Genomic DNA, 19,853 nt, shown 5'->3' on the forward strand with positions numbered 1-19,853 from the left:
TCTCCTGGTGGTTTTCGGTTGAGGGTAGGTCTATAATGGAGACCTACAGCTGGCCGCGTAAGGAGGCAGTATTTCGTGACAAGGTCACCTGCAGATAACCTGACTGTCGCCGCGCACCGCGCCACCTTGACTGACCGCTACGCCGCCTGGCGCGAGCTCGGCTTCGACGCGTCGCGCTGCCCGGTGCGCAACGTGCTGGATCATCTCGGCAGTAAATGGAGTACGTTGCTGCTCATCGCGCTCGCCGAGAAGCCGATGCGGTTCAATGCTTTATTGCGCGATGTTCCAGACATTTCGAAGCGGATGCTGACCCAGACGTTGCGCGATCTGGAGCGCGACGGGCTGGTCTCCCGGCAGGTTTTTCCGACCAAGCCGCCGAGCGTCGAATACCGGCTGTCGCCGATGGGCGAGTCCGTGCTGGGGCCGCTGACGGCGCTGGTCGGTTGGGCCGAGCAGCATTTCCCGGACATTGAGAAGGCGCGGGTCCGGTTCGACGGCGGCGAAGGCGCAGTGGCTGCGCCGGAGGGCCGGGTTGCGCTTGCTCCGGTCCTGGCCGGGAGTTAATGCCTCGCCATGGGAAAAAGATTGATTCCGCCGGAGCCGGCCGAGATCCACGAGGTGCAGCTTCGCGAGGCGCTGGAAGAGCGCTACCTCGCTTACGCGCTCTCGACCATCATGCATCGCGCCCTGCCGGACGCCCGCGACGGGCTGAAGCCGGTGCATCGCCGCATCCTCTATGGGATGCGGTTGCTGCGGCTCGACCCCGGCACGCCGTTCAAGAAATCCGCCAAGATCGTCGGCGACGTGATGGGCTCGTTCCATCCGCACGGCGACCAGTCGATCTACGACGCGCTGGTGCGGCTCGCCCAGGACTTCTCGTCGCGCTACCCGCTGGTCGACGGCCAGGGCAATTTCGGCAATATCGACGGCGATAACCCGGCCGCCTATCGCTACACCGAAGCGCGCATGACCGATGTCGCGCGGCTGCTGCTCGAAGGCATCGACGAGGACGGCGTCGCGTTCCGGCCGAACTACGATGGCCAGGCCAAGGAGCCGGTCGTCCTGCCCGGCGGTTTCCCGAACCTGCTCGCCAACGGCGCGCAAGGCATCGCGGTCGGCATGGCCACTGCGATCCCACCGCACAATGCCGCCGAGCTGTGCGACGCCGCGCTGCATCTGATCGAAAAGCCCGACGCCAAGTCGAAGTCGCTGCTGCGCTTCGTCAAGGGACCGGATTTTCCGACCGGCGGCATCATCATCGACTCCAAGGAAAGCATCGCCGAGGCCTACACCACCGGCCGAGGCGCGTTCCGCACCCGGGCTAAGTGGGCGCAGGAAGAAGGCGCGCGCGGCACCTGGACCGTCGTCGTGACCGAGATCCCGTGGTTGGTGCAGAAGTCGCGGCTGATCGAGAAGATCGCCGAACTCCTCAACGAGAAGAAGCTGCCGCTGGTCGGCGACATCCGCGACGAGTCGGCCGAGGACGTGCGCGTCGTCATCGAGCCGAAGTCGCGCGCGGTCGATCCGGCGCTGATGATGGAGTCGCTGTTCCGGCTGACCGAGCTGGAGAGCCGGATTCCGCTGAACCTCAACGTGCTGGTCGGCGGCCGCATTCCCAAGGTGCTCGGCCTCGCCGAATGTCTGCGCGAATGGCTCGACCATCTGCGCGACGTGCTGCTGCGGCGCTCCAACTATCGCAAGACGCAGATCGAGCACCGGCTCGAAGTGCTCGGCGGCTACCTGATTGCGTACCTGAACATCGACGAGGTGATCAGGATCATCCGCACCGAGGACGAGCCCAAGCCGGTGCTGATGAAGACCTTCGACCTGACCGAAATTCAGGCCGAAGCCATTCTCAACATGCGGCTGCGCAGCTTGCGCAAGCTCGAAGAGTTCGAGATCAAGAAGGAAGACAAGGAGCTTCGTGCCGAGCTCAAGGGCATCAACGCGATCCTGAAGTCCGAGACCGAGCAGTGGGCCAAGGTCGGCGAGCAGGTTCGCAAGGTCCGCGAGATGTTCGGGCCGAAGACGCCGCTCGGCAAGCGCCGCACCCAATTCGCCGACGCGCCGGAACACGATCTGGCGGCAATCGAGGAAGCCTTCGTCGAGCGCGAGCCGGTCACCGTGGTGATCTCCGACAAGGGCTGGGTCCGCACCCTGAAGGGCCACGTCGAGGATCTGTCCGGGCTGAACTTCAAGCAGGACGACAAGCTCGGCCAGTCGTTCTTTGCCGAGACCACCTCGAAGCTGCTGCTGCTGGCCACCAACGGCCGGTTCTACGCGCTCGACGTCGCCAAGCTGCCCGGCGGCCGCGGCCATGGCGAGCCGATCCGCATGTTCATCGACATGGAGCAGGATGCGGCGATCGTCACCGTGTTCGTGCACAAGGGCGGCCGCAAATTCCTGATCGCCAGCCATGACGGGCAGGGCTTCGTGGTGAACGAGGAAGAGTGCGTCGGCTCGACCCGCAAGGGCAAGCAGATCCTCAATGTCGACATGCCGAACGAGGCGCGGGCGCTGACCGTAGTGGAAGAGGGCGCCGATCAGGTCGCGGTCATCGGCGACAATCGCAAGCTGCTGATCTTCCCGCTCGACCAGGTGCCGGAAATGACCCGCGGCCGCGGCGTCCGGCTGCAGAAGTACAAGGACGGCGGGCTGTCGGACATCGTCACCTTCGCGGCCAAGCAAGGCCTGTCCTGGCGCGACTCCGCCGGCCGCGAGTTCAGCGCCACGCTCAAGGAGCTGGCGGAATGGCGCGGCAACCGCGCCGATGCCGGCCGGCTGCCGCCGAAGGGCTTCCCGAAGTCGAACAAGTTCGGCCGCGGCATCGCGTGATCGCCGCTACGGCGGCGATCGACGACGTCTATTTGGACATCGGGGCGCTCGCCGGCGGCGGCGCCAGGCCGGGATGGCGGTTCGGCTTCAATGTGCCGACGTAGAACGACGCCCCGCCGACCAGCACGACGCACAAGAAGTACACGACATAGGCCTGCGGGGGCTTGGTGGCCCAGCGCAGCAGGCCGCCGAACGACAGGGACTGGTTGGACTGGTTCTGCATGGCGGCGTTGTGCGCGAAATCAGGGCGCAGGAAAAGCCGGAATTGCGGGGCGGACAGCGCCGGCATCGCCGTGCCGGCGACTGCCTAATGAACCGGCGTGCCTCGTGAATCCGCATTTCGCTAGCCGAGTACCTCCAAACCATTGCGAATCTAGGGTCAAATACAAAGGTAGCCGGTTCTTGCTTTTGCAAATCACTTGCAAGAAGGATCGAAATCATCCAGTCTGAGCAGATGGACGCACGCACGCCTGGACCTCGCCCGGATCTGCCGCTTCCGCCCGAGGGGGCGACGGGCTGGCGCTCTGCGCGTGGTGAGCCATCGCTGGTCGGGATGTTCGGCTCGGTGCAGGCGCGGGCCAGCGGCTCGTTCGGCCGCAAGCTGATTGCGTTTCTCGGCCCGGGCTATCTGGTGGCCGTCGGCTACATGGACCCGGGCAATTGGGCGACCTCGCTCGCCGGCGGCTCGAAGTTCGGCTACGCGCTGCTGACCGTTGCGCTGGTCTCCAACATCATGGCGATTATCCTGCAATCGCTGTGCACGCGGCTCGGCGTCGGCGCCGGGCGCGACCTGGCGCAGGCCTGCCGCGATGCCTATCCGCGCTGGGTGTCCTGGCCGCTGTGGCTGTCGGCGGAGATCGCCATCACCGCCACCGACCTCGCCGAAGTGATCGGCACCGCGATCGGCCTCAATTTGCTGTTCGGCATTCCGCTCGAGCTCGGCGTGCTGATCACGGCGGCGGACGTGTTTCTCGTATTGGCCCTGCAGGCGTTCGGCTTCCGCTGGATCGAGGCGTTCGTGGTGGCGCTGCTCGGCGTCATCGCCGCGTGTTTCGCGATCCAGATCGCCATGGCCGACCCGGACTGGGGCGCGGTGATCCGCGGCTTCGCGCCGACCACCGAGATCTTCAAGAACAGCGAGATGCTGTATCTGGCGCTCGGCATTCTCGGCGCCACGGTGATGCCGCATAATCTCTATCTGCACTCCGGCTTGGTGCAGACCCGCGGCTACCGCGACGACGATGCGTCGAAGCGCGAGGCGATCAAGTTCGCCACGGTCGATTCGACGATCGCGCTGTGCCTGGCGCTGACCATCAACGCCTCGATCCTGATCCTGGCGGCCGCCACCTTCCACCATGCCGGCAAGACCGACGTCGCCGAGCTCGATCAGGCCCACGCCTTCCTGGCGCCGCTGCTCGGCTCGACGCTGGCGCCGACGCTGTTCGGCATCGCGCTCTTGTGCTGCGGCCTCAACTCGACGATCACCGCGACGCTCGCCGGCCAGATCGTGATGGAGGGCTTCATCCAGTTCAAGATGAAGCCGTGGCTGCGCCGCATGATCACCCGCATGATCGCCATCGTGCCGGCGGTCGGTGTGACGATGTGGGCGGGCGAGAAGGCGACCGGGCAACTTTTGATCCTCAGCCAGGTGGTGCTGAGTTTGCAACTGCCGTTCGCGGTGGTGCCGCTGGTGCTGTTCACAGCCAGCCGCGCCAAGATGGGCGTGTTCGTCGCCCCGCGCTGGCTGACCGCGTCGGCCGCGGTGATCGCGGTGATCATCATCGCGCTGAACATGAAGCTGGTGTTCGACTTCGCGACGGGGTGAAGATGTAGCCCGGATGAGCGAAGCGATATCCGGGTTCCAGTCCAAAAGCCGTTGCTGCCCCGGATGTCGCTTCGCTCATCCGGGCTACTAGACCGCGCCGCTTACTATCAATCCTGCGGCTCGGGCTGTTCGCCGCTGGCGTCGACGCGGAGCCAGCCGCTCGGGGCCAGCCGCTGCTGCGGCAGGTAGCGGCCCTTGTAGTCCATCTTCTTGGAGCCTTCGATCCAGTAGCCGAGATAGACGTAGGGCAGGCCGAGGCGGCGGGCGCGGGCGATGTGATCGAGGATCATGAAGGTGCCGAGCGAGCGGCTCTGCTCGCCGGGCTCGTAGAACGAGTACACCATCGACAGCCCGTCACCCAGCACGTCGGTCAGCGCCGCGGCCATCAGGTCGCCGCCGCGGCCGGTGATGCCGGTGTCCACGGTCCGCTTGCGATACTCGATGATGCGGGTCTCGACGTGGCTGTCCTCGACCATCATGGCGTAGTCCAGCACGGTCATGTCGGCCATGCCGCCGTTGCGATGGCGCTGATCGAGATAGGCGCGGAACACCGAATACTGCTCGGAGGTCGGCACCGGATTGCGCTGCTCGCCGACGATGTCGGCGTTGCGGGCGAGGATCTTGCGCTGGTTGCGCGACGGCCGAAATTCGTTGGCGACGACCCGGACCGAGACGCAGGCGCGGCACTGGTCGCAGGCCGGGCGGTAGGCGATCGACTGGCTGCGGCGGAAGCCGCCATGGGTCAGCAGGTCGTTGAGCTCGCCGGCTTTGTTGCCGACCAGATGGGTGAACACCTTGCGCTCGTGCCGGCCCGGCAGATACGGGCACGGCGAGGGGGCCGTCAGATAGAACTGCGGGGTGTCGCGCGAGTGCTGAGTCACGTCGGTCCGTTCAATGTCCAACGCGGTCCAGCATCGCGCCCCGGCCGGCTGCGGTCAATCGGTTTGGCGGCCGGTCACGGGCGGGCCGGCTCCGCGGCCAGCGCCGTGCTGTTGATAATCACGGTTCCGAGCACGATGTCGTGCAGCAGCCGGCGGCGGCCGTTGAACAGGCCGACCAGCAGCACCAGCGGCGACAGCGCCGATACCGATAGCCAGAACAGGAAGGCGTGCACGGCGCCGAGCACGAAGTAGCCGGGCTCGCCGCTCCAGGTCACCAGCTCGATGCCCATCGCGCGCATGCCGAGCGTCGCCGAATGCGGTCCGCCGAGCGAGGCGCCGTAATACACCAGCGCCCAGATCACCGACGCCGGCGAGACGATCCAGAACAGCGTCCAGCCCAGCCCCAGCGTCACCACGCCGAATACCGCGATGAACACGCAGGCGAGAATCACCGGGATCGCCAGCACCACGACGTCGATCAGGAACGCAAAGACGCGCTTGATCAGCACGCCCTGGAATAATTCCGGAGCGCGCCAGGGATCGAAAGCCGCCGGCTGATCATAGCTGCTGCCGCGCGACTCATCGGCGCGCGAGCCGGCGCTGCGCCAGCCGGCGTTCGGGCCGGACCCGTTCGAACCATAATCAGACATCACCGCGCTCCCGCGTGCAAAATAGCGACGCGGTTCGACATGGCGACGGCACGGGCTCACCGCAAGACCGCCGCGACATTACGGAGCGGCAATACGGAGCGGCAATTCGGGGCGGTGTGCGACCTCAGTCCGGCCGATCTGAAGACGATCAGCCGGCGTTCAGGAGTGCTGATCAGCCCAGCTTCCTCAGCTTTTCCGCCGCCTGCGGGGCGAAGTAGGTGAGGACGCCGTCGGCGCCGGCGCGTTTGAAGGCGAGCAGGCTTTCCAGCATCGCGCGTTCGCCATCGAGCCAGCCGTTGTTGGCGGCGGCGGCGATCATCGCGTATTCACCCGACACCTGATAGGCGAAGGTCGGCACCGCGAAGGTTTCCTTCACGCGGCGGACGATGTCGAGATACGGCATGCCGGGCTTCACCATCACCATGTCGGCGCCCTCGGCAAGATCGAGCTCGACCTCGCGAATCGCCTCGTCGGTGTTGGCCGGGTCCATCTGATAGGTGCGCTTGTCACCGGTCAGCGCCTTGGCCGAGCCGATGGCGTCGCGGAACGGGCCGTAGAATGCCGACGCGTACTTCGCCGCATAGGCCATGATCTGCACGTCGACGAAGCCGGCGGCATCGAGCGCCTCGCGGATCGCGCCGATGCGGCCGTCCATCATGTCGGACGGGGCGATCACGTCGCAGCCGGCCTCGGCCTGCACCAGCGACTGCTTGACCAGCACCGCGACGGTTTCGTCGTTGAGGATGCGGCCGTCCTGGATCAGGCCGTCATGGCCATGGCTGGTGAACGGATCGAGCGCGACGTCGCACAGCACGCCGAGATCCGGGAACTCCTTCTTGATGGCGCGCACGGTGCGGCACACCAGATTGTCGGCGTTGGTGGCCTCGGTGCCTTCCTCGTCACGCAGCGACGGTTCGGTGTAGGGGAAGAGGGCGACGCAGGGGATGTCGAGCTTGGCGGCACGTTCGGCGGCGCGCACCACCTGATCGATGCTGAGCCGCTCGACGCCGGGCATCGAGTTGATCGGCGCGCGCTTGTTGTCGCCGTCGATTACGAACATCGGCCAGATTAGGTCGTCGGTTGTCAGCACGTTTTCGCGGACCAGGCGGCGGGCCCATTCGCTCTTGCGATTGCGCCGGGGGCGCACGGTCAGGTCGAGCGACGGGGCGGACGGCCGCAGGGCGGTTTCGCGAACTTCGATAGGACGGCCGAATTTGATCGCCATTGTGCCAACTCTCCCTGCAGGCGCCGGTTTGGTGCATCAAGCTAGCATTTTGACATTGCCGCGTCACTGCGCTGTTGATTTGGCGCAATCGCGGCGCAGCACGCGCCATCACAGGTGATTGATTTTGCCGTCTCGGCGGGCCAAGACTCCTGCCGCACTGCGATCGACCACCCGAGTCCGGAGCCGCATGACCGAAATCCAACCCACGTCGCGCGAACAGCCGCCGCGAGATCCCGCGGTCGGAGTCGCCGCGATCGCGCCAGAGCGCGACGAGCAGCACGAGAACGACTGGACCCAGCGTCTGGTGCTGTTCCTGCGCGTGATGGCGGTGATCTCGATCTGCAAGGGACTGTATCACTGGGCGCAGATCACCGGCTTCATCGGCGGCGAGGACGACGCCTTCGAGGTGCAGTCGATGGCGTGGCAGACCGCGACCGTCTATTTCGCCGTGATCGAACTGGTGGCTGCGATCGGCTTGTGGCTGGCGACGCCATGGGGCGCCGTGGTCTGGCTCACCACCGTGGTGTCGATGGCGGTGATCGAACTGATGTTTCCGGCGATCTATGGCGGCAGCCTGCTGATCGTCTCGATCGAGGCGCTGCTGCTCGCTGCCTATCTGGCGCTCGCCTGGATGGCGGCGCGCGAACGGCCGCCATAGCGCCGTCTTCGCCGCGACGCGCCGAACGGCCGCGGGGCTCATCACAAACAATCAACGACAACGGGGAGGGCATCATGGATCAGCTTCATTCGGGCGGCACCGGCGGCAGCCTGATCGTCAACGCCATCGCGCGCTATGGCGATCGGCCGGCGATCGCCGACGACACCACGCGCTGGACCTATCGCGAATTCGGCCAGGCGGTCGGCCGCTTCATCACGCTGTTTCGCGCCGTCGGCCTGACCAGGGGCAGCGCGCTGTCGATCCTGTCGTCGAACCGCGCCGAGTCCTGGGCGGCGATCTCGGCCGCGACCGTGATGGGGCTGCGCTACACGCCGCTGCATCCGATGGCCGCCGAGGACGACCACGCCTTCATCATCGAAGACGCCGAGATCGATGCGCTGATCGTCGAGAGCGGCAAGTTCGCCGCGCGCGGTCTGGCGATCCGCAGCCGCGTCCCGAGCCTCAAGCATTTGCTGTCGTTCGGTCCGGTCGAGGGCGCGCGCGATCTGCTCGACGGCTTCGCCGGCGTCGAGTCGGCGCCGCTGATCGACGAGAGCGTCACCTCCGACATCGCCTGGCTCGCCTACACCGGCGGCACCACCGGCCGCTCCAAGGGCGTGATGATCCCGCATCGCGCGCTGACCACGATGGCGGTCATTCTGTATTCGGATTGGGACTGGCCGGCGGAGATCCGCTATCTCGCCGCGACGCCGATCAGCCACGCCGCCGGCGTCACCGTCTATCCGGTGATGATGCGCGGCGGCTTCACGCGGCTGGTGCAGGGCTTCGAGATCGAATCCTATTGCCGCACCGTCGCCGAGGACAGGATCACCGCCGCCTTCCTGGTGCCGACGCTGATCTACGCGTTGATCGACGCCGAAGCGGTGAGGGCACGCTACGACATGTCGTCGCTCGACATGATCGTGTACGGCGCCGCGCCGATGTCGCCGGACCGGCTGCGCGAGGGCATCAAGATTTTCGGCAACGTGTTCGTGCAGCTCTACGGCCAGACCGAAGCGCCGCAATGCATCACCACGATGCGCAAGATCGACCACGACGACTCAAAGCCCGGCCGGCTCGGCTCGTGCGGACGGCCGAGCCCGCTGCTCGACGTCAAGCTGCTCGATAGCGAGCTGCGCGAGGTCGGCGTCGGCGAGCCCGGCGAGATCTGCGTGCGCGGCACGCTGGTGATGGATGGCTATTGGAAGCGGCCCGAGGCGACCGCGGAGGCGTTTCGCGGCGGCTGGCTGCACACCGGCGATGTCGCCGTGAAGGACGCCGACGGTTACTTGTATATCGTCGACCGGACCAAGGACATGATCATCTCCGGCGGCTTCAACATCTATCCGCGCGAAGTCGAGGATGCGCTGATGGCGCATCACGCGGTCGCATCCGCCGCGGTGATCGGCGTGCCGGATGAAAAATGGGGCGAGGCGGTGAAGGCATTCGTCGTGCTCAAGCCCGGCGCCAACAACGACGCCGCCGAGCTGCAGGCCCATGTGAAAGACAAGCGCGGCGCGCCGTGGTCGCCGAAATCGATCGACTTCGTCGACGCCATTCCGGTGACCGGTCTCGGCAAGATCGACCGCAAGGTGTTGCGCGCACCGTACTGGGAAGGACGCACGCGCGGCGTCGCGTAAGATTTTCGGAGAATTGTCGCCGGTAAGGTTCCGGTCACCTTAAAGGGTTCGGTCACGTCCGTTACGGGAATCTTTCGAATTGTAACGGAGCTGTTCTCAAATGCGACAAGCGGGGCGATGAGGGCTCGGAATCGGCCCTCATCCGTCAATGAAACGTTGCGAGAAGTGCCTGATCTGCGGGCTTAATCCACGATTCACTGTCTTAAATTCATGATCTCTTTATCGTCTTATTTAAGCTGATGTTCAAAGCACCCCCTTAAGGTGGACCTATCAGACGAGACACAAGTTTCGTCGAATAAGTCGATCAAAAAAGACGACAGGGGAAGTGTCATGATCAAAGCCGTCGCCACGGCAGCCGAAACCGCCGCGCCCGCAGTTGCAGGTCAAGCGCCGGTCCAGCCGCTCTATCTCGAGGCTCTCACTCTGGTGGAGCGGCTGCACCGCCGGCTGCTCGACGTCATCAAGGACGAGTTCGATCGCCGCGGCCGCGCTGATATCAACTCGGTGCAGGCGCTGCTGCTGTACAACATCGGCGACAAGGAGCTGACCGCTGGCGAGCTGCGCACGCGCGGTTACTATCTCGGCTCCAACGTGTCGTACAATCTGAAGAAGCTGGTGGAGCTCGGCTTCCTCGATCATCAGCGTTCGCGTGTCGACCGCCGCTCGGTGCGGATCCGCCTGACCGCGCAGGGCCAGGAAGTCCGCCACATCGTCGAGGCGCTGTATCAGAAGCACGTCAAGACGGTGGAGCAGGTCGGCGGCATCTCCAGCGAGGAGTTCGCCACGCTGAACAAGTCGCTGCACCGCCTCGAGCGGTTCTGGACCGACCAGATCCTGTATCGCCTCTGATCCCGATCCGGGAGCGCGCCGACGCCAACCGGCGACCAGCCGGACTGTCCGCAGAAGACAGGCACGCGCGCTTCTTCTACCCTCAGGCTCTCCAGTCTGTCGTCAACGGCTCCCCGCAAGGGAGCCGTTTTTGTTGTTGCCGCGCTTAATCGGCGGCCGCGCGATATTTCGCGCGGCGGCGGAACTTTTCGCCGCGTTGCAACTTATGATCCCCGGAGAAGCTGCAAACTCTGGACGGGGACACCATGAACGTCGACGTGATCGGCCGAGCCTACGACATCGCCGCGAATTATCTGCGCCGCAGCGGGGTCATCGCCGACACCTCGGCGACTCACGATGCCTTGCTGCAGCTCATCGTCCAGATGTTTCACCGCGGCGAACGACATCCGATCAAGCTCGCCAACAAGGCGATTTCCATTTTCGAGGCCGCCAAGATCGCGGCCTGAGCAGAGAGGCATTTCATGCAACGAGCCATCGACCGCGTGCTCCAGACCTACGGCCTGCTGACCAGCCAGGAAGCGGCCGAGCAGGCGAAGGTCAAGGTGGAAAACTACATCCGCACGCTGTTCGAAGCCGGCGAGACCGACGATAATCGGCTGACGGTGTGCGGGCTGGTGTATCTGCGCCAGCTCGACGGCAGCAACGATCCGGTGAAGGCGGGCTACACCGGCCTGTGAGGCAGGTTCACGATGATCCGATTGGTCGCCGGGCTGGTTGCAATCCTCCCGGCGATCGTCGTTTTCGCCGGCGCCATCGCCGGCTCGGAGACGCCGCGCAAGCGCTCGCTGCTGGAAGACCTCGGCATCAAGCGCGTATTGGGCTGGCCGCCCAACGCCCATGACGTGCTGCGGCTCCTCCACGAATTCGACATGGTGCAGCTTCGTGCCGCCGCGCTGGCGGAGACCCGCGGCAACGACCAGGTGCGGCAGTTCGCGGCCGAACAGGCGGCACGGGCGCAGCAGCGCGAGGCCGCGATCGCGCGGCTCAACACCTTCGGGCTGCTCAACATCGATTTCGCCACCGATCCCAGCCTGGTCCGCCGCAACGAGCTGGCGGGCCTGCAGGGGGCCGTGGGGCAGGCGTTCCTGAGCGACTATCTGGCCAAGCAGCGCGACGACCTCGACGACGCCATCGGCCTGCTGCGGCGCTATCTGCTGCACCCCGACAATGACGACGTCCGCCGCTTCGCCAAGCAGCAGTTGCCGCTGCTCGAACAGACCCGCGAGGAGCTGCTGCGGCTGCAGTGAAGGCGGGCGGCGCCGATGCGATCCGGGGCCGGCCGACTGTCAACCGGATTTCATGCCCACCGGCGAAATTCATGCGCCGCCGTCGCCGCGTTGGGCTACAAGGCGGCTCGAAATGCAGCAGCAAGGGCAGGGCATGGACAAGAAGGCGATGCGCGAGGAGGCCGAACGGCTGATGCGCGAGGCGATGGCTAACAAGACCGTCACGGTGAAGCAGGGTGACACCGTGATCATGGCGACCTGCGGCAAATGCGGCGCGCCCAACAAGGTCAAGGCACCGAAGGGCGTCACCCGCGTCGCCTACGCCTGCAAGGAATGTGGGGCGAAGCAGGAGACGATGTAGGCGCCTTTGCGGCGTCCGCAGCCCGGGTGCCGCGCGGCGAAATCCGGCGCGGCGCGATATCGACGACGTCCCAACCCGGCCGGCCGTGTCGGCGCGCCGCGCAAGCTTTCAGGAGGCCGCCATGCTTACGCTTCACCACCTCAACGACAGCCGCTCGCAGCGCATCCTGTGGCTGCTGGAGGAGATCGGCGCGCCCTACGAGCTGAAGCGCTACCAGCGCGACGCCGTGACGCGGCTGGCGCCGCCCGAACTCGAAGCCGTGCACCCGCTCGGCAAGTCGCCGGTGATCACCGACGGCGACCTGACGCTGGTCGAGTCCGGGGCGATCGTCGACTACCTCCTGCGCCGCCACGGCGCCGGCAGCGGCCTGCGCCCGGCCGAGGGCACGCGCGACTTCGAGGCCTATCAGGAATGGCTGCACTACGCCGAAGGCTCGGCGATGCTGCCACTGATGCTGCAGCTCTATGTCGGCCGCCTGAAAGACGCCGCCGCGCCGCTGCAGCCGCGCATCGACAGCGAGATCGCCAACCACCTCGGATACGTCGAGAGCGCGCTAAAGGGGCGAGAGTATTTCGTCGGCGATGGCCTGACGGGCGCCGACATCATGATGAGCTTCGTCGCGGAGGTGGCAGGCTCGTTCGGAAAGCTCGGGCCATATCCGGCGCTGACCGCGTGGATCGGCCGCATGCACGCGCGGCCGGCGTTTCGGCGGAGCGTGGAGAAGGGCGGGGAGTATCGAATGGGGTGAGGTGACGATGGCAGGCTCGATGGCTGCCGACAGGCGAATCAAATTTTGATTTCAGTCGAACGATGTCGTTACGCTCCACTGCCGGGCCACTCTTCCTAGGAGATAGAGTTACTATAAGCGACCAACCCGAGTTCCGGCGATTCCGCGAACGTGCGCTTTCGAAAGGATGCGAATCCAGGCCGCTCCTTTCCTGAGCCACGTGTCTTGTCATAATATACAGAGAGTATGCTCTGAATTAAGCGTTGAAGCGGAATGTGCGGCTCAGTCCGACAGTCCACGGCAATGTACTTAGCACTGTTGTTACGACCGTGTTCGAGCCGATTCTTGAAAACGCAAGTTCTGGCCAATACTGATGCTTCATTGAGCATGGCATCAAACCGTTGACCTTCGTGTACCTTCTTGATGAATGCAAAGATGCTATGGGTGAGTGCTGAGTCGCTCTCTTCGTCAGCCGAGAAGGCGAAGAGACCAGTATATGGACCGCGCCGACCTTTCTGGAAGCAGAGATCTGCAGCCTGCTTTAAGGCGGCCATCTCATTTGCGATGTCTTTATTGTAGAGCTTTTTCTTGACAGAGATTATACCCACGACCCCTTCGGGAGGGACGATGCAAAACTCCTCGAATTGCTCGAAGACTGGGTAGGCATCGAAATCGAACACAATGATATCGATCTGACGGCTATGGCGGTCGTGGTACTCGGTGACGCGGTCCAAGTTCTGTACGCCGGTTTTGGTTGATGGGCAGAGCACGAAACCCGAGACTGCGCGGAGATTTTTCGGAAGGTGCTTGTTGAGGAACGATCGAAGAAGGCTCTCGATGTGCCGGCCTTCCTCGCCACGATGCGCCGCGCCTCTCGCTGTTGCGTGAGGCAATAGTGTTTCGATGATGCGGTAACGCTCGAGGAGCGTCTTCGACTCGATTTGAAAAAATTCCCGAACTCGTAAGCCTTTAAGAGATTCGTCCATCGTTCGGTCCTTCGGTGAAATAAAAACGTTCAGAGAAACGGGTGTCCGCGGATCATGCCGTGATGGGAGGGCCTGTCTCGAGCGGTCACCTTAAGTCTGTAATTTAGTTGCCCTCGCGTAGTTAAACCCAGTTCTCCACTCTCACCCCCGGCATCCGCGCGAACTCACGAACGTTGTTGGTGACCACGATCAGCCCTTCGCTGCGGGCGTGGCCACCGATCTGCATGTCGTAGGCGCCGCAGGGCGTGCCGGCGCGTTCGAGTTCGGCGCGGAGTTGGCCGTAGTGAGTGGCTGCCTTGTCGGCGAACGGGAGGACTTCTAAACGCGCGACGAAGCCTGCGACTCTGTCGAGATTTTCGATGCGCCGCGCTGATTTCTCAGCGCCGTAAATGAGTTCGCCGAGGCTGATGCTGGAGATGCAGAGCTGTTCGGCGAGTGTGTTGAATTTCTCGCGCAATGCCGGCGGATGTGTCTTGATGACGTAGATGCAGATGTTGGTATCGAGCATGTAGGTGAGCATTACAGCGGTTCGCGGTCGTCGGCGGCGGGCTGCTGCCGTTCGTCGAGGAAGTCTTCGCTGGCTCGGCTGTCGTTCAGGAAGAAATCGTCCCAGCGTTGGCCTTGCGGAACGATGACGCGGCTGCGGCCGATCTTGAGGATATCGACCTTGTGCACGCCTTCCGGGAAGGCGACGCCCTTCGGCAGTCGGACGGCCTGGCTGCGGTTGCTGGTGAAGACAGTCGAACTGGCCACGATCGTTCATCCCTGAATATACATATGGGATATACATAATTCAGCGGGCCCGTTGCGGCAAGGATCGTCGTTTCGTCACCCCTCCTGCAAATCCCTCTCATCCACCATATCTGGGTCTGACTGGGGCGCATGGCCGCAAATGGTGGCGGCGTCCTTGGCCGGGCGGGCTGGATGTGCTATGCGGCAGCCGCGCTTCCGAACCGCTATCCTGTAACCGCTCGCACCCGGTATCCGGCTGCGGCGGTGGAGACTTTTCCAATGAGCACATCAGCCAAGACTTCCTCGGCGAACGCCGCCTCCGCGCCCGACAGCTTCTTCTCCGCCTCGCTCGAGCAGGCCGATCCCGAGATCGCCGCCGCGATCCGTGGCGAACTCGGTCGCCAGCGCCACGAAGTCGAGCTGATCGCCTCCGAGAACATCGTCAGCCGCGCGGTGCTGGAAGCGCAGGGCTCGGTGATGACCAACAAGTATGCCGAAGGCTATCCGGGCAACCGCTATTACGGCGGCTGCGAGTTCGTCGACGTCGCCGAGAACCTTGCGATCGAGCGCGCCAAGAAGCTGTTCGGCGCCGCCTTCGCCAACGTCCAGCCGAACTCCGGCAGCCAGATGAACCAGGCGGTGTTCCTGGCGCTGCTGCAGCCGGGCGACACCTTCATGGGCCTCGATCTCGCCGCCGGCGGCCATCTCACCCACGGCGCTCCGGTCAACATGAGCGGCAAGTGGTTCAAGCCGGTGCACTACACCGTGCGCCGCGAAGACCAGATGATCGACATGGATGCGGTCGCCAAGCTGGCCGAGGAGACCAAGCCGAAGCTGATCATCGCTGGCGGCTCGGCCTATCCGCGCGCCTGGGACTTCAAGCGTTTCCGTGAGATCGCCGACAGCATCGGCGCGTATTTCATGGTCGACATGGCGCACTTTGCCGGCCTTGTTGCCGGCGGCGTGCATGCCTCGCCGGTGCCGCACGCGCACGTGACCACCACGACGACTCACAAGTCGCTGCGCGGCCCGCGCGGCGGCCTGATCCTCACCAATGACGAAGTGCTGGCCAAGAAGCTGAACTCGGCGATCTTCCCGGGCCTGCAGGGCGGCCCGCTGATGCACGTCATCGCCGCCAAGGCCGTGGCGTTCAAGGAAGCGCTCCAGCCCGACTTCAAGGTCTACACGAAGAACGTCGTCGAAAACGCCAAGGCGCTTGCGGAAACGCTGCGCGGCGCCGGCTTCGATCTGGTCTCGGGCGGCACCGACAACCACCTGATGCTGGTCGACCTGCGGCCGAAGGGGCTGAAGGGCAACGTCTCCGAGAAGGCGCTGGTCCGCGCCGCCATCACCTGCAACAAGAACGGTATCCCGTTCGACCCGGAGAAGCCGTTCGTCACCTCGGGCCTGCGCCTCGGCACACCGGCGGCGACGACCCGCGGATTCGGCGTTGCCGAGTTCCAGCAAGTTGGTAACTTGATCGCCGAAGTCCTGAATGCGATTGCACAATCGCCCGAAGGCTCGGCGCCGCTGGTGGAAGCCTCGGTGAAGCAGCGGGTGAAGGAATTGACGGATCGGTTTCCGATTTATCAGTAACTAACAACGGCCCGTCATGCCCGGGCTCGACCCGGGCATCCATCTTCTTCGCAAGACGATGGATTGCCGGGTCAAGCCCGGCAATGACGACGCGAGGGGACAAGCGATGCGCTGCCCGAACTGCAACAGCCTCGATACCCAGGTGAAGGACTCGCGACCGACCGAGGATTCCTCGGTGATCCGGCGGCGGCGGGTGTGCGTGGCGTGCAATTTCCGCTTCACCACCTTCGAGCGGGTGCAGCTGCGCGAACTCACCGTGATCAAGCGCAATGGCCGCCGCGTGCCGTTCGATCGCGACAAGCTGGTGCGCTCGGTGCAGATCAGCCTGCGCAAGCGGCCGGTCGAACCCGATCGGGTCGAGCAGATGGTGTCGGCGATCGTCCGCGAGCTGGAAAGCGGCGGCGAGGCCGACATCTCGTCGGAGACGATCGGTGAGATCGTGATGGATCACCTGCGCAAGCTCGACGACGTCGCCTATGTGCGGTTCGCCTCGGTGTATCGCAATTTTCGCGAAGCCAAGGATTTCGAGGCGGTGCTGGGCGAACTCACCAACGAGGACGAGATCCGGCCGGCGCTGGTCCGCAAATGATCTTCCGCATCCTGGAAGAACAATACGGCGCCAAGCTGGCCGCCGAGAAGGCCGCCAAGGCGCAGGCGGCGCCCAGCGCTGCCGCTGATCGGCGTTACATGCAGCTGGCGCTGACGCTGGGCCGCCGCGGGCTCGGGCGAACCGGCACCAACCCGGCGGTCGGCGCGGTGCTGGTCAAGGCCGGCGCCATCGTCGGCCGCGGCTGGACGCAGGACGGCGGCCGGCCGCATGCCGAAGTCGAAGCGCTGCGGCGCGCCGGCGACGCCGCGCGCGGCGCGACGCTGTACGTCACGCTGGAGCCGTGCTCGCATCACGGCCGTTCGCCACCGTGTGCCGATGCAATCGTCGCGGCCGGCGTGGCGAAGGTGGTCTCGGCGATCGAAGATCCCAATCCTCTGGTCGGCGGGCAGGGCCATGCCCGCCTGCGCGCCGCCGGCATCGCCGTGGACGTCGGACTGTGCGCCGAGGACGCCGCGCGCGATCATGCCGGGCATCTGTTGCGGGTGCGCGAGCAGCGGCCGCATGTCGTGCTCAAGCTGGCGGTCTCGGCCGACGACAAGATCGCCGCCGCCGGCCGCAAGCCGGTCGCGATCACCGGCGAGGCGGCGCGGGCGCGGGTGCACCTGCTACGCGCGCAGTCGGATGCGATTCTGGTCGGCATCGGCACGGTGCTGGCCGACGATCCGGACTTGACCTGCCGGCTGCCGGGGATGGCGGCACAGTCGCCGATCCGCGTGGTGCTGGACCGCAGCCTGCGCATTCCCGCGGATAGCAAGCTCGTGCACTCGGCACGGCAGACGCCGCTGTGGCTGATGGCCTCCGAGATCGCCGAAGCTGCCGCCGCGATGCGGCTGGGCGCGGCGGGAGCGGAGGTGATCCACGTCGCCGACTGTGCCGAGACGCCGGGGCTGGATTTGCCCGCGGTGCTGCGGGCGCTGTCTGCCAAGGGCGTGACGCGGTTGTTGGTCGAAGGCGGCGCGCAGGTCGCGCGGGCGTTCGTCACCCGCAGGCTTGCCGACGAGATCTGGCTGCTGCGCGGCCCGGCATCGATCGGCGAGGGCGGCATCAAAGCGCTCGACGGTCTGCCGCTGACGGCGATCACCGCTGCGCCGGATTGGCGCGAACGCAGCTCCGAGCGCGTCGGCGACGACACGCTCACCATTTACGACCGGACCTGAGAGGCCTTCATGTTCACCGGCATCGTCACCGACATCGGCGAGATCGAGACCGTCAAGCCGGTCGCGCAGGGGCAGTTGCACCGGCTGCGCATCCGCTGCGCCTATGATCAATCCACCATCGTCGACGGCGCGTCGATTGCCTCGAACGGCATCTGCATGACCGTGGTCGGCTCGGGCGTCGAGGCCGGCAAGACCTGGTACGAGGTGGACGCCGGCGCCGAGACGCTGGCCAAGACCACCGCTAATGCTTGGACGGAAGGCACCCGGCTCAACCTCGAGCGCGCGCTGAAGATCGGCGACGAGCTCGGCGGCCACATCGTCACCGGCCATGTCGATGGCATCGCCACCATCGTGGCCCGCGAGGAGCTGCCCGACATGGCGCGGTTCACGCTGGAGACCAGCCGCGAACTGGCACGCTTCATCGCACCAAAAGGCTCGGTCACACTCGACGGCACCTCGCTGACGGTCAACACCGTGGAGGACAACCGGTTCTCGGTGCTGATCATCCCGCACACGCTGTCCGCCACGATTCTGGGCGGCTGGCAGGTCGGCGGCGCGGTCAATCTCGAGGTCGATCTGATGGCGCGCTATGCGGCACGGCTGAGCGAGACGAAATAGCAACAACGCCGTCATGCGCGGGCTTGACCCGCGCATCCATCCTCTTAACAACAGCGCATCTTGCGAAAATGATGGATGGCCCGGTCGAGCCCGGCCATGACGACAAACCAGGAACGACAGATGGCAGACGCGCGGCGCGCTCCCTTGAAAGACCAGACCGACATTTCGGGCGCGCGCGTCCTGATCGTCGAGGCGCGGTTCTATGACGACATCCAGGATGCGCTGCTGGAAGGCGCCGTCGCCGAGCTGAAGGCAGCGGGCGCGACGCACGACGTCCTGACCGTGCCGGGCGCGCTGGAGATTCCGGCCGCGGTGGCGATCGCGATCGATGCAGCCGAGGCCAACGGCAAGCCCTATGACGCGGCGATCGCGCTCGGCTGCGTGGTACGCGGCGAGACCATCCATTTCGAGATCGTCTCGATGGAATCGGCGCGAGCGCTGATGGACCTCAGCGTCGCGCGCAAATTCCCGCTCGGCAACGGCATCATCACCGTCAACAATGACGAGCAGGCCTGGGCCCGCGCCAAGCCCGGCGACCTCAACAAGGGCGGCGATGCCGCCCGCGCCGCGCTGGCGATGCTGCGCATCAAGCGCCGGCTGGCGAAGGCCTGATCATGGCCGAGCAACCCCGCAAACCGTTCCGGCCGCAACCCAAACCGGGCGACAAGAAGCCCGGCGAGCGCAAGGCCAACCGGCGCGGCGCGGCGCGACTCGCCGCCGTGCAGGCGCTGTACCAGATGGACGTCGGCGGCGCCGGCATCAACGACACTTTCGCCGAGTTCGAGAGCCACTGGATCGGCAACGAGGTCGAGGGCGAGCAGTATCTCCCGGCCGAGGCGGCGTTCTTCCGCGACGTGGTCTCCGGTGTGGTGCGCGACCAGAAGGCACTGGATCCGTTGATCGACGAGGCGCTGGCCAAGGGCTGGCCGCTGGCGCGGATCACCGCGATCCTGCGCGCCGTGATGCGCGCCGGCGCCTACGAGCTCGAACACCGCAAGGACATCCCGGCGCGCGTCGTCGTCTCCGAATATGTCGACGTCGCCCATGCCTTCGTCGAGCCCGACGAGACCGGCATGGTCAACGCCGTGCTCGACCAAATCGCGCGGCAGTTTCGCGAAGACGAGTTCACGAAGTAATCAGCGCCACGCTCGGCCTAACCTCTCCCCGCGCGCGGGGAGAGGTCGACCCGGCGGAGCGAAGCGAAGCCGGGGCGGGTGAGGGGGCGCCTCCGCAACGCCGAGAGTCACTGCCCGCGTCCCCCCCCCCCCCCCCCCCCC

The 19,853-nt window shown here is 65.4% G+C and carries 24 protein-coding genes; 17 read left to right on the forward strand and 7 right to left on the reverse strand.

Annotated features, from left to right (window positions below; all coding sequences use genetic code 11):
• The first annotated feature begins 75 nt into the window (after nucleotides 1-75).
• A complete protein-coding gene (locus IP86_RS12335) occupies nucleotides 76-564 on the forward strand; it encodes a winged helix-turn-helix transcriptional regulator (protein ID WP_054162828.1) in 489 nt (162 codons plus the stop codon).
• Nucleotides 565-573: 9 nt separating this feature from the next.
• The gene (parC, locus tag IP86_RS12340) at nucleotides 574-2,835 is read left to right on the forward strand and encodes a DNA topoisomerase IV subunit A (protein ID WP_054162829.1); all 2,262 of its coding nucleotides are present in this window, start codon (nucleotides 574-576) and stop codon (nucleotides 2,833-2,835) included.
• A 28-nt stretch (nucleotides 2,836-2,863) separates the two neighbouring features.
• Here the strand turns inward: parC and IP86_RS12345 are convergent, their stop codons facing one another.
• Nucleotides 2,864-3,124, reverse strand: a complete 261-nt coding sequence (locus tag IP86_RS12345; RefSeq protein WP_349509528.1) for a hypothetical protein — start codon at nucleotides 3,122-3,124, stop codon at nucleotides 2,864-2,866.
• Between the two features lie 165 nt (nucleotides 3,125-3,289).
• Between IP86_RS12345 and IP86_RS12350 the strand changes: the two genes are divergently transcribed.
• Complete coding sequence (locus IP86_RS12350; RefSeq protein WP_054162830.1) at nucleotides 3,290-4,660, forward strand: Nramp family divalent metal transporter; 1,371 nt, start codon at nucleotides 3,290-3,292, stop codon at nucleotides 4,658-4,660.
• A 107-nt stretch (nucleotides 4,661-4,767) separates the two neighbouring features.
• Here the strand turns inward: IP86_RS12350 and IP86_RS12355 are convergent, their stop codons facing one another.
• The 3 genes from IP86_RS12355 to hemB all read right to left on the reverse strand — a co-directional run bounded on the left by IP86_RS12355 (nucleotide 4,768) and on the right by hemB (nucleotide 7,416).
• Nucleotides 4,768-5,541: an arginyltransferase gene (locus IP86_RS12355; RefSeq protein WP_054162849.1), complete on the reverse strand. Its 774-nt coding sequence runs from the start codon at nucleotides 5,539-5,541 to the stop codon at nucleotides 4,768-4,770.
• A gap of 74 nt (nucleotides 5,542-5,615) precedes the next feature.
• Complete coding sequence (locus IP86_RS12360; RefSeq protein ID WP_054162831.1) at nucleotides 5,616-6,191, reverse strand: RDD family protein; 576 nt, start codon at nucleotides 6,189-6,191, stop codon at nucleotides 5,616-5,618.
• 172 nt (nucleotides 6,192-6,363) lie between these two features.
• The gene (gene hemB, locus IP86_RS12365) at nucleotides 6,364-7,416 is read right to left on the reverse strand and encodes a porphobilinogen synthase (RefSeq protein WP_054162832.1); all 1,053 of its coding nucleotides are present in this window, start codon (nucleotides 7,414-7,416) and stop codon (nucleotides 6,364-6,366) included.
• A 187-nt stretch (nucleotides 7,417-7,603) separates the two neighbouring features.
• Here hemB and IP86_RS12370 point away from each other — a divergent pair, with 187 nt between their 5' ends.
• From IP86_RS12370 to IP86_RS12405, 8 genes are all read left to right on the forward strand, one after another.
• Nucleotides 7,604-8,074: a DUF6163 family protein gene (locus IP86_RS12370; protein WP_054162833.1), complete on the forward strand. Its 471-nt coding sequence runs from the start codon at nucleotides 7,604-7,606 to the stop codon at nucleotides 8,072-8,074.
• Between the two features lie 74 nt (nucleotides 8,075-8,148).
• A complete protein-coding gene (locus IP86_RS12375; protein WP_054162834.1) occupies nucleotides 8,149-9,714 on the forward strand; it encodes an AMP-binding protein in 1,566 nt (521 codons plus the stop codon).
• 330 nt (nucleotides 9,715-10,044) lie between these two features.
• Nucleotides 10,045-10,563 (forward strand): transcriptional regulator LdtR, encoded by a 519-nt coding sequence (ldtR, locus tag IP86_RS12380; RefSeq protein WP_054162835.1) that lies wholly within the window; start codon nucleotides 10,045-10,047, stop codon nucleotides 10,561-10,563.
• Nucleotides 10,564-10,808: 245 nt separating this feature from the next.
• Entirely contained in the window at nucleotides 10,809-11,009 is a 201-nt protein-coding gene (locus tag IP86_RS12385) for a hypothetical protein (protein WP_054162836.1), read from the forward strand.
• A gap of 15 nt (nucleotides 11,010-11,024) precedes the next feature.
• Nucleotides 11,025-11,240 (forward strand): hypothetical protein, encoded by a 216-nt coding sequence (locus tag IP86_RS12390; protein ID WP_054162837.1) that lies wholly within the window; start codon nucleotides 11,025-11,027, stop codon nucleotides 11,238-11,240.
• A gap of 12 nt (nucleotides 11,241-11,252) precedes the next feature.
• Nucleotides 11,253-11,810, forward strand: coding sequence for a DUF4142 domain-containing protein (locus IP86_RS12395; protein WP_054162838.1), 558 nt, complete (start codon nucleotides 11,253-11,255; stop codon nucleotides 11,808-11,810).
• A 133-nt stretch (nucleotides 11,811-11,943) separates the two neighbouring features.
• Nucleotides 11,944-12,150, forward strand: a complete 207-nt coding sequence (locus tag IP86_RS12400) for a hypothetical protein (protein ID WP_054162839.1) — start codon at nucleotides 11,944-11,946, stop codon at nucleotides 12,148-12,150.
• 121 nt (nucleotides 12,151-12,271) lie between these two features.
• Nucleotides 12,272-12,898 (forward strand): glutathione S-transferase family protein, encoded by a 627-nt coding sequence (locus IP86_RS12405; RefSeq protein ID WP_054162850.1) that lies wholly within the window; start codon nucleotides 12,272-12,274, stop codon nucleotides 12,896-12,898.
• A 95-nt stretch (nucleotides 12,899-12,993) separates the two neighbouring features.
• Here IP86_RS12405 and IP86_RS12410 read toward each other — a convergent pair whose 3' ends face one another.
• The 3 genes from IP86_RS12410 to vapB form a co-directional block, all read right to left on the reverse strand.
• Nucleotides 12,994-13,863 carry a DUF6602 domain-containing protein gene (locus IP86_RS12410; RefSeq protein ID WP_054162840.1) on the reverse strand — a complete coding sequence of 290 codons (870 nt, stop codon included), beginning with the start codon at nucleotides 13,861-13,863 and terminating at the stop codon, nucleotides 12,994-12,996.
• A 121-nt stretch (nucleotides 13,864-13,984) separates the two neighbouring features.
• A complete protein-coding gene (gene vapC, locus IP86_RS12415; RefSeq protein WP_054162841.1) occupies nucleotides 13,985-14,383 on the reverse strand; it encodes a type II toxin-antitoxin system tRNA(fMet)-specific endonuclease VapC in 399 nt (132 codons plus the stop codon).
• On the reverse strand, nucleotides 14,383-14,616 hold the full coding sequence (gene vapB / locus IP86_RS12420) for a type II toxin-antitoxin system VapB family antitoxin (RefSeq protein WP_054162842.1): 234 nt from the start codon (nucleotides 14,614-14,616) through the stop codon (nucleotides 14,383-14,385). Before vapB ends, vapC begins: the two co-directional genes overlap by 1 nt.
• Nucleotides 14,617-14,874: 258 nt before the next feature.
• Between vapB and glyA the strand changes: the two genes are divergently transcribed.
• The 6 genes from glyA to nusB all read left to right on the forward strand — a co-directional run bounded on the left by glyA (nucleotide 14,875) and on the right by nusB (nucleotide 19,712).
• Nucleotides 14,875-16,191: a serine hydroxymethyltransferase gene (gene glyA, locus IP86_RS12425; RefSeq protein WP_054162843.1), complete on the forward strand. Its 1,317-nt coding sequence runs from the start codon at nucleotides 14,875-14,877 to the stop codon at nucleotides 16,189-16,191.
• A 106-nt stretch (nucleotides 16,192-16,297) separates the two neighbouring features.
• On the forward strand, nucleotides 16,298-16,780 hold the full coding sequence (gene nrdR, locus IP86_RS12430; RefSeq protein WP_054162851.1) for a transcriptional regulator NrdR: 483 nt from the start codon (nucleotides 16,298-16,300) through the stop codon (nucleotides 16,778-16,780).
• On the forward strand, nucleotides 16,777-17,958 hold the full coding sequence (gene ribD / locus IP86_RS12435) for a bifunctional diaminohydroxyphosphoribosylaminopyrimidine deaminase/5-amino-6-(5-phosphoribosylamino)uracil reductase RibD (RefSeq protein ID WP_054162844.1): 1,182 nt from the start codon (nucleotides 16,777-16,779) through the stop codon (nucleotides 17,956-17,958). The genes nrdR and ribD overlap by 4 nt, the downstream gene beginning before the upstream one ends.
• 9 nt (nucleotides 17,959-17,967) lie before the next feature.
• Nucleotides 17,968-18,576, forward strand: coding sequence for a riboflavin synthase (locus tag IP86_RS12440; protein WP_054162845.1), 609 nt, complete (start codon nucleotides 17,968-17,970; stop codon nucleotides 18,574-18,576).
• Between the two features lie 120 nt (nucleotides 18,577-18,696).
• Nucleotides 18,697-19,188 (forward strand): 6,7-dimethyl-8-ribityllumazine synthase, encoded by a 492-nt coding sequence (gene ribH, locus IP86_RS12445; RefSeq protein ID WP_054162846.1) that lies wholly within the window; start codon nucleotides 18,697-18,699, stop codon nucleotides 19,186-19,188.
• 2 nt (nucleotides 19,189-19,190) lie between these two features.
• Nucleotides 19,191-19,712 carry a transcription antitermination factor NusB gene (gene nusB, locus IP86_RS12450; protein WP_054162847.1) on the forward strand — a complete coding sequence of 174 codons (522 nt, stop codon included), beginning with the start codon at nucleotides 19,191-19,193 and terminating at the stop codon, nucleotides 19,710-19,712.
• Nucleotides 19,713-19,853 lie beyond the last annotated feature (141 nt).

The sequence above is a fragment of the Rhodopseudomonas sp. AAP120 genome, from assembly GCF_001295845.1.
Lineage (GTDB): Bacteria > Pseudomonadota > Alphaproteobacteria > Rhizobiales > Xanthobacteraceae > Rhodopseudomonas.

What these genes read in the sequence shown, in the direction of transcription:
- parC (WP_054162829.1), top strand. Translation starts at nt 574, where the DNA reads ATGGGAAAAAGATTGATTCCGCCGGAGCCGGCCGAGATCCACGAGGTG.
- IP86_RS12345 (WP_349509528.1), bottom strand. Translation starts at nt 3,124, where the DNA reads ATGCCGGCGCTGTCCGCCCCGCAATTCCGGCTTTTCCTGCGCCCTGAT.
- IP86_RS12350 (WP_054162830.1), top strand. Translation starts at nt 3,290, where the DNA reads ATGGACGCACGCACGCCTGGACCTCGCCCGGATCTGCCGCTTCCGCCC.
- IP86_RS12360 (WP_054162831.1), bottom strand. Translation starts at nt 6,191, where the DNA reads ATGTCTGATTATGGTTCGAACGGGTCCGGCCCGAACGCCGGCTGGCGC.
- hemB (WP_054162832.1), bottom strand. Translation starts at nt 7,416, where the DNA reads ATGGCGATCAAATTCGGCCGTCCTATCGAAGTTCGCGAAACCGCCCTG.
- IP86_RS12370 (WP_054162833.1), top strand. Translation starts at nt 7,604, where the DNA reads ATGACCGAAATCCAACCCACGTCGCGCGAACAGCCGCCGCGAGATCCC.
- IP86_RS12375 (WP_054162834.1), top strand. Translation starts at nt 8,149, where the DNA reads ATGGATCAGCTTCATTCGGGCGGCACCGGCGGCAGCCTGATCGTCAAC.
- ldtR (WP_054162835.1), top strand. Translation starts at nt 10,045, where the DNA reads ATGATCAAAGCCGTCGCCACGGCAGCCGAAACCGCCGCGCCCGCAGTT.
- IP86_RS12385 (WP_054162836.1), top strand. Translation starts at nt 10,809, where the DNA reads ATGAACGTCGACGTGATCGGCCGAGCCTACGACATCGCCGCGAATTAT.
- IP86_RS12390 (WP_054162837.1), top strand. Translation starts at nt 11,025, where the DNA reads ATGCAACGAGCCATCGACCGCGTGCTCCAGACCTACGGCCTGCTGACC.
- IP86_RS12395 (WP_054162838.1), top strand. Translation starts at nt 11,253, where the DNA reads ATGATCCGATTGGTCGCCGGGCTGGTTGCAATCCTCCCGGCGATCGTC.
- IP86_RS12400 (WP_054162839.1), top strand. Translation starts at nt 11,944, where the DNA reads ATGGACAAGAAGGCGATGCGCGAGGAGGCCGAACGGCTGATGCGCGAG.
- IP86_RS12405 (WP_054162850.1), top strand. Translation starts at nt 12,272, where the DNA reads ATGCTTACGCTTCACCACCTCAACGACAGCCGCTCGCAGCGCATCCTG.
- IP86_RS12410 (WP_054162840.1), bottom strand. Translation starts at nt 13,863, where the DNA reads ATGGACGAATCTCTTAAAGGCTTACGAGTTCGGGAATTTTTTCAAATC.
- vapC (WP_054162841.1), bottom strand. Translation starts at nt 14,383, where the DNA reads ATGCTCACCTACATGCTCGATACCAACATCTGCATCTACGTCATCAAG.
- glyA (WP_054162843.1), top strand. Translation starts at nt 14,875, where the DNA reads ATGAGCACATCAGCCAAGACTTCCTCGGCGAACGCCGCCTCCGCGCCC.
- nrdR (WP_054162851.1), top strand. Translation starts at nt 16,298, where the DNA reads ATGCGCTGCCCGAACTGCAACAGCCTCGATACCCAGGTGAAGGACTCG.
- ribD (WP_054162844.1), top strand. Translation starts at nt 16,777, where the DNA reads ATGATCTTCCGCATCCTGGAAGAACAATACGGCGCCAAGCTGGCCGCC.
- IP86_RS12440 (WP_054162845.1), top strand. Translation starts at nt 17,968, where the DNA reads ATGTTCACCGGCATCGTCACCGACATCGGCGAGATCGAGACCGTCAAG.
- ribH (WP_054162846.1), top strand. Translation starts at nt 18,697, where the DNA reads ATGGCAGACGCGCGGCGCGCTCCCTTGAAAGACCAGACCGACATTTCG.
- nusB (WP_054162847.1), top strand. Translation starts at nt 19,191, where the DNA reads ATGGCCGAGCAACCCCGCAAACCGTTCCGGCCGCAACCCAAACCGGGC.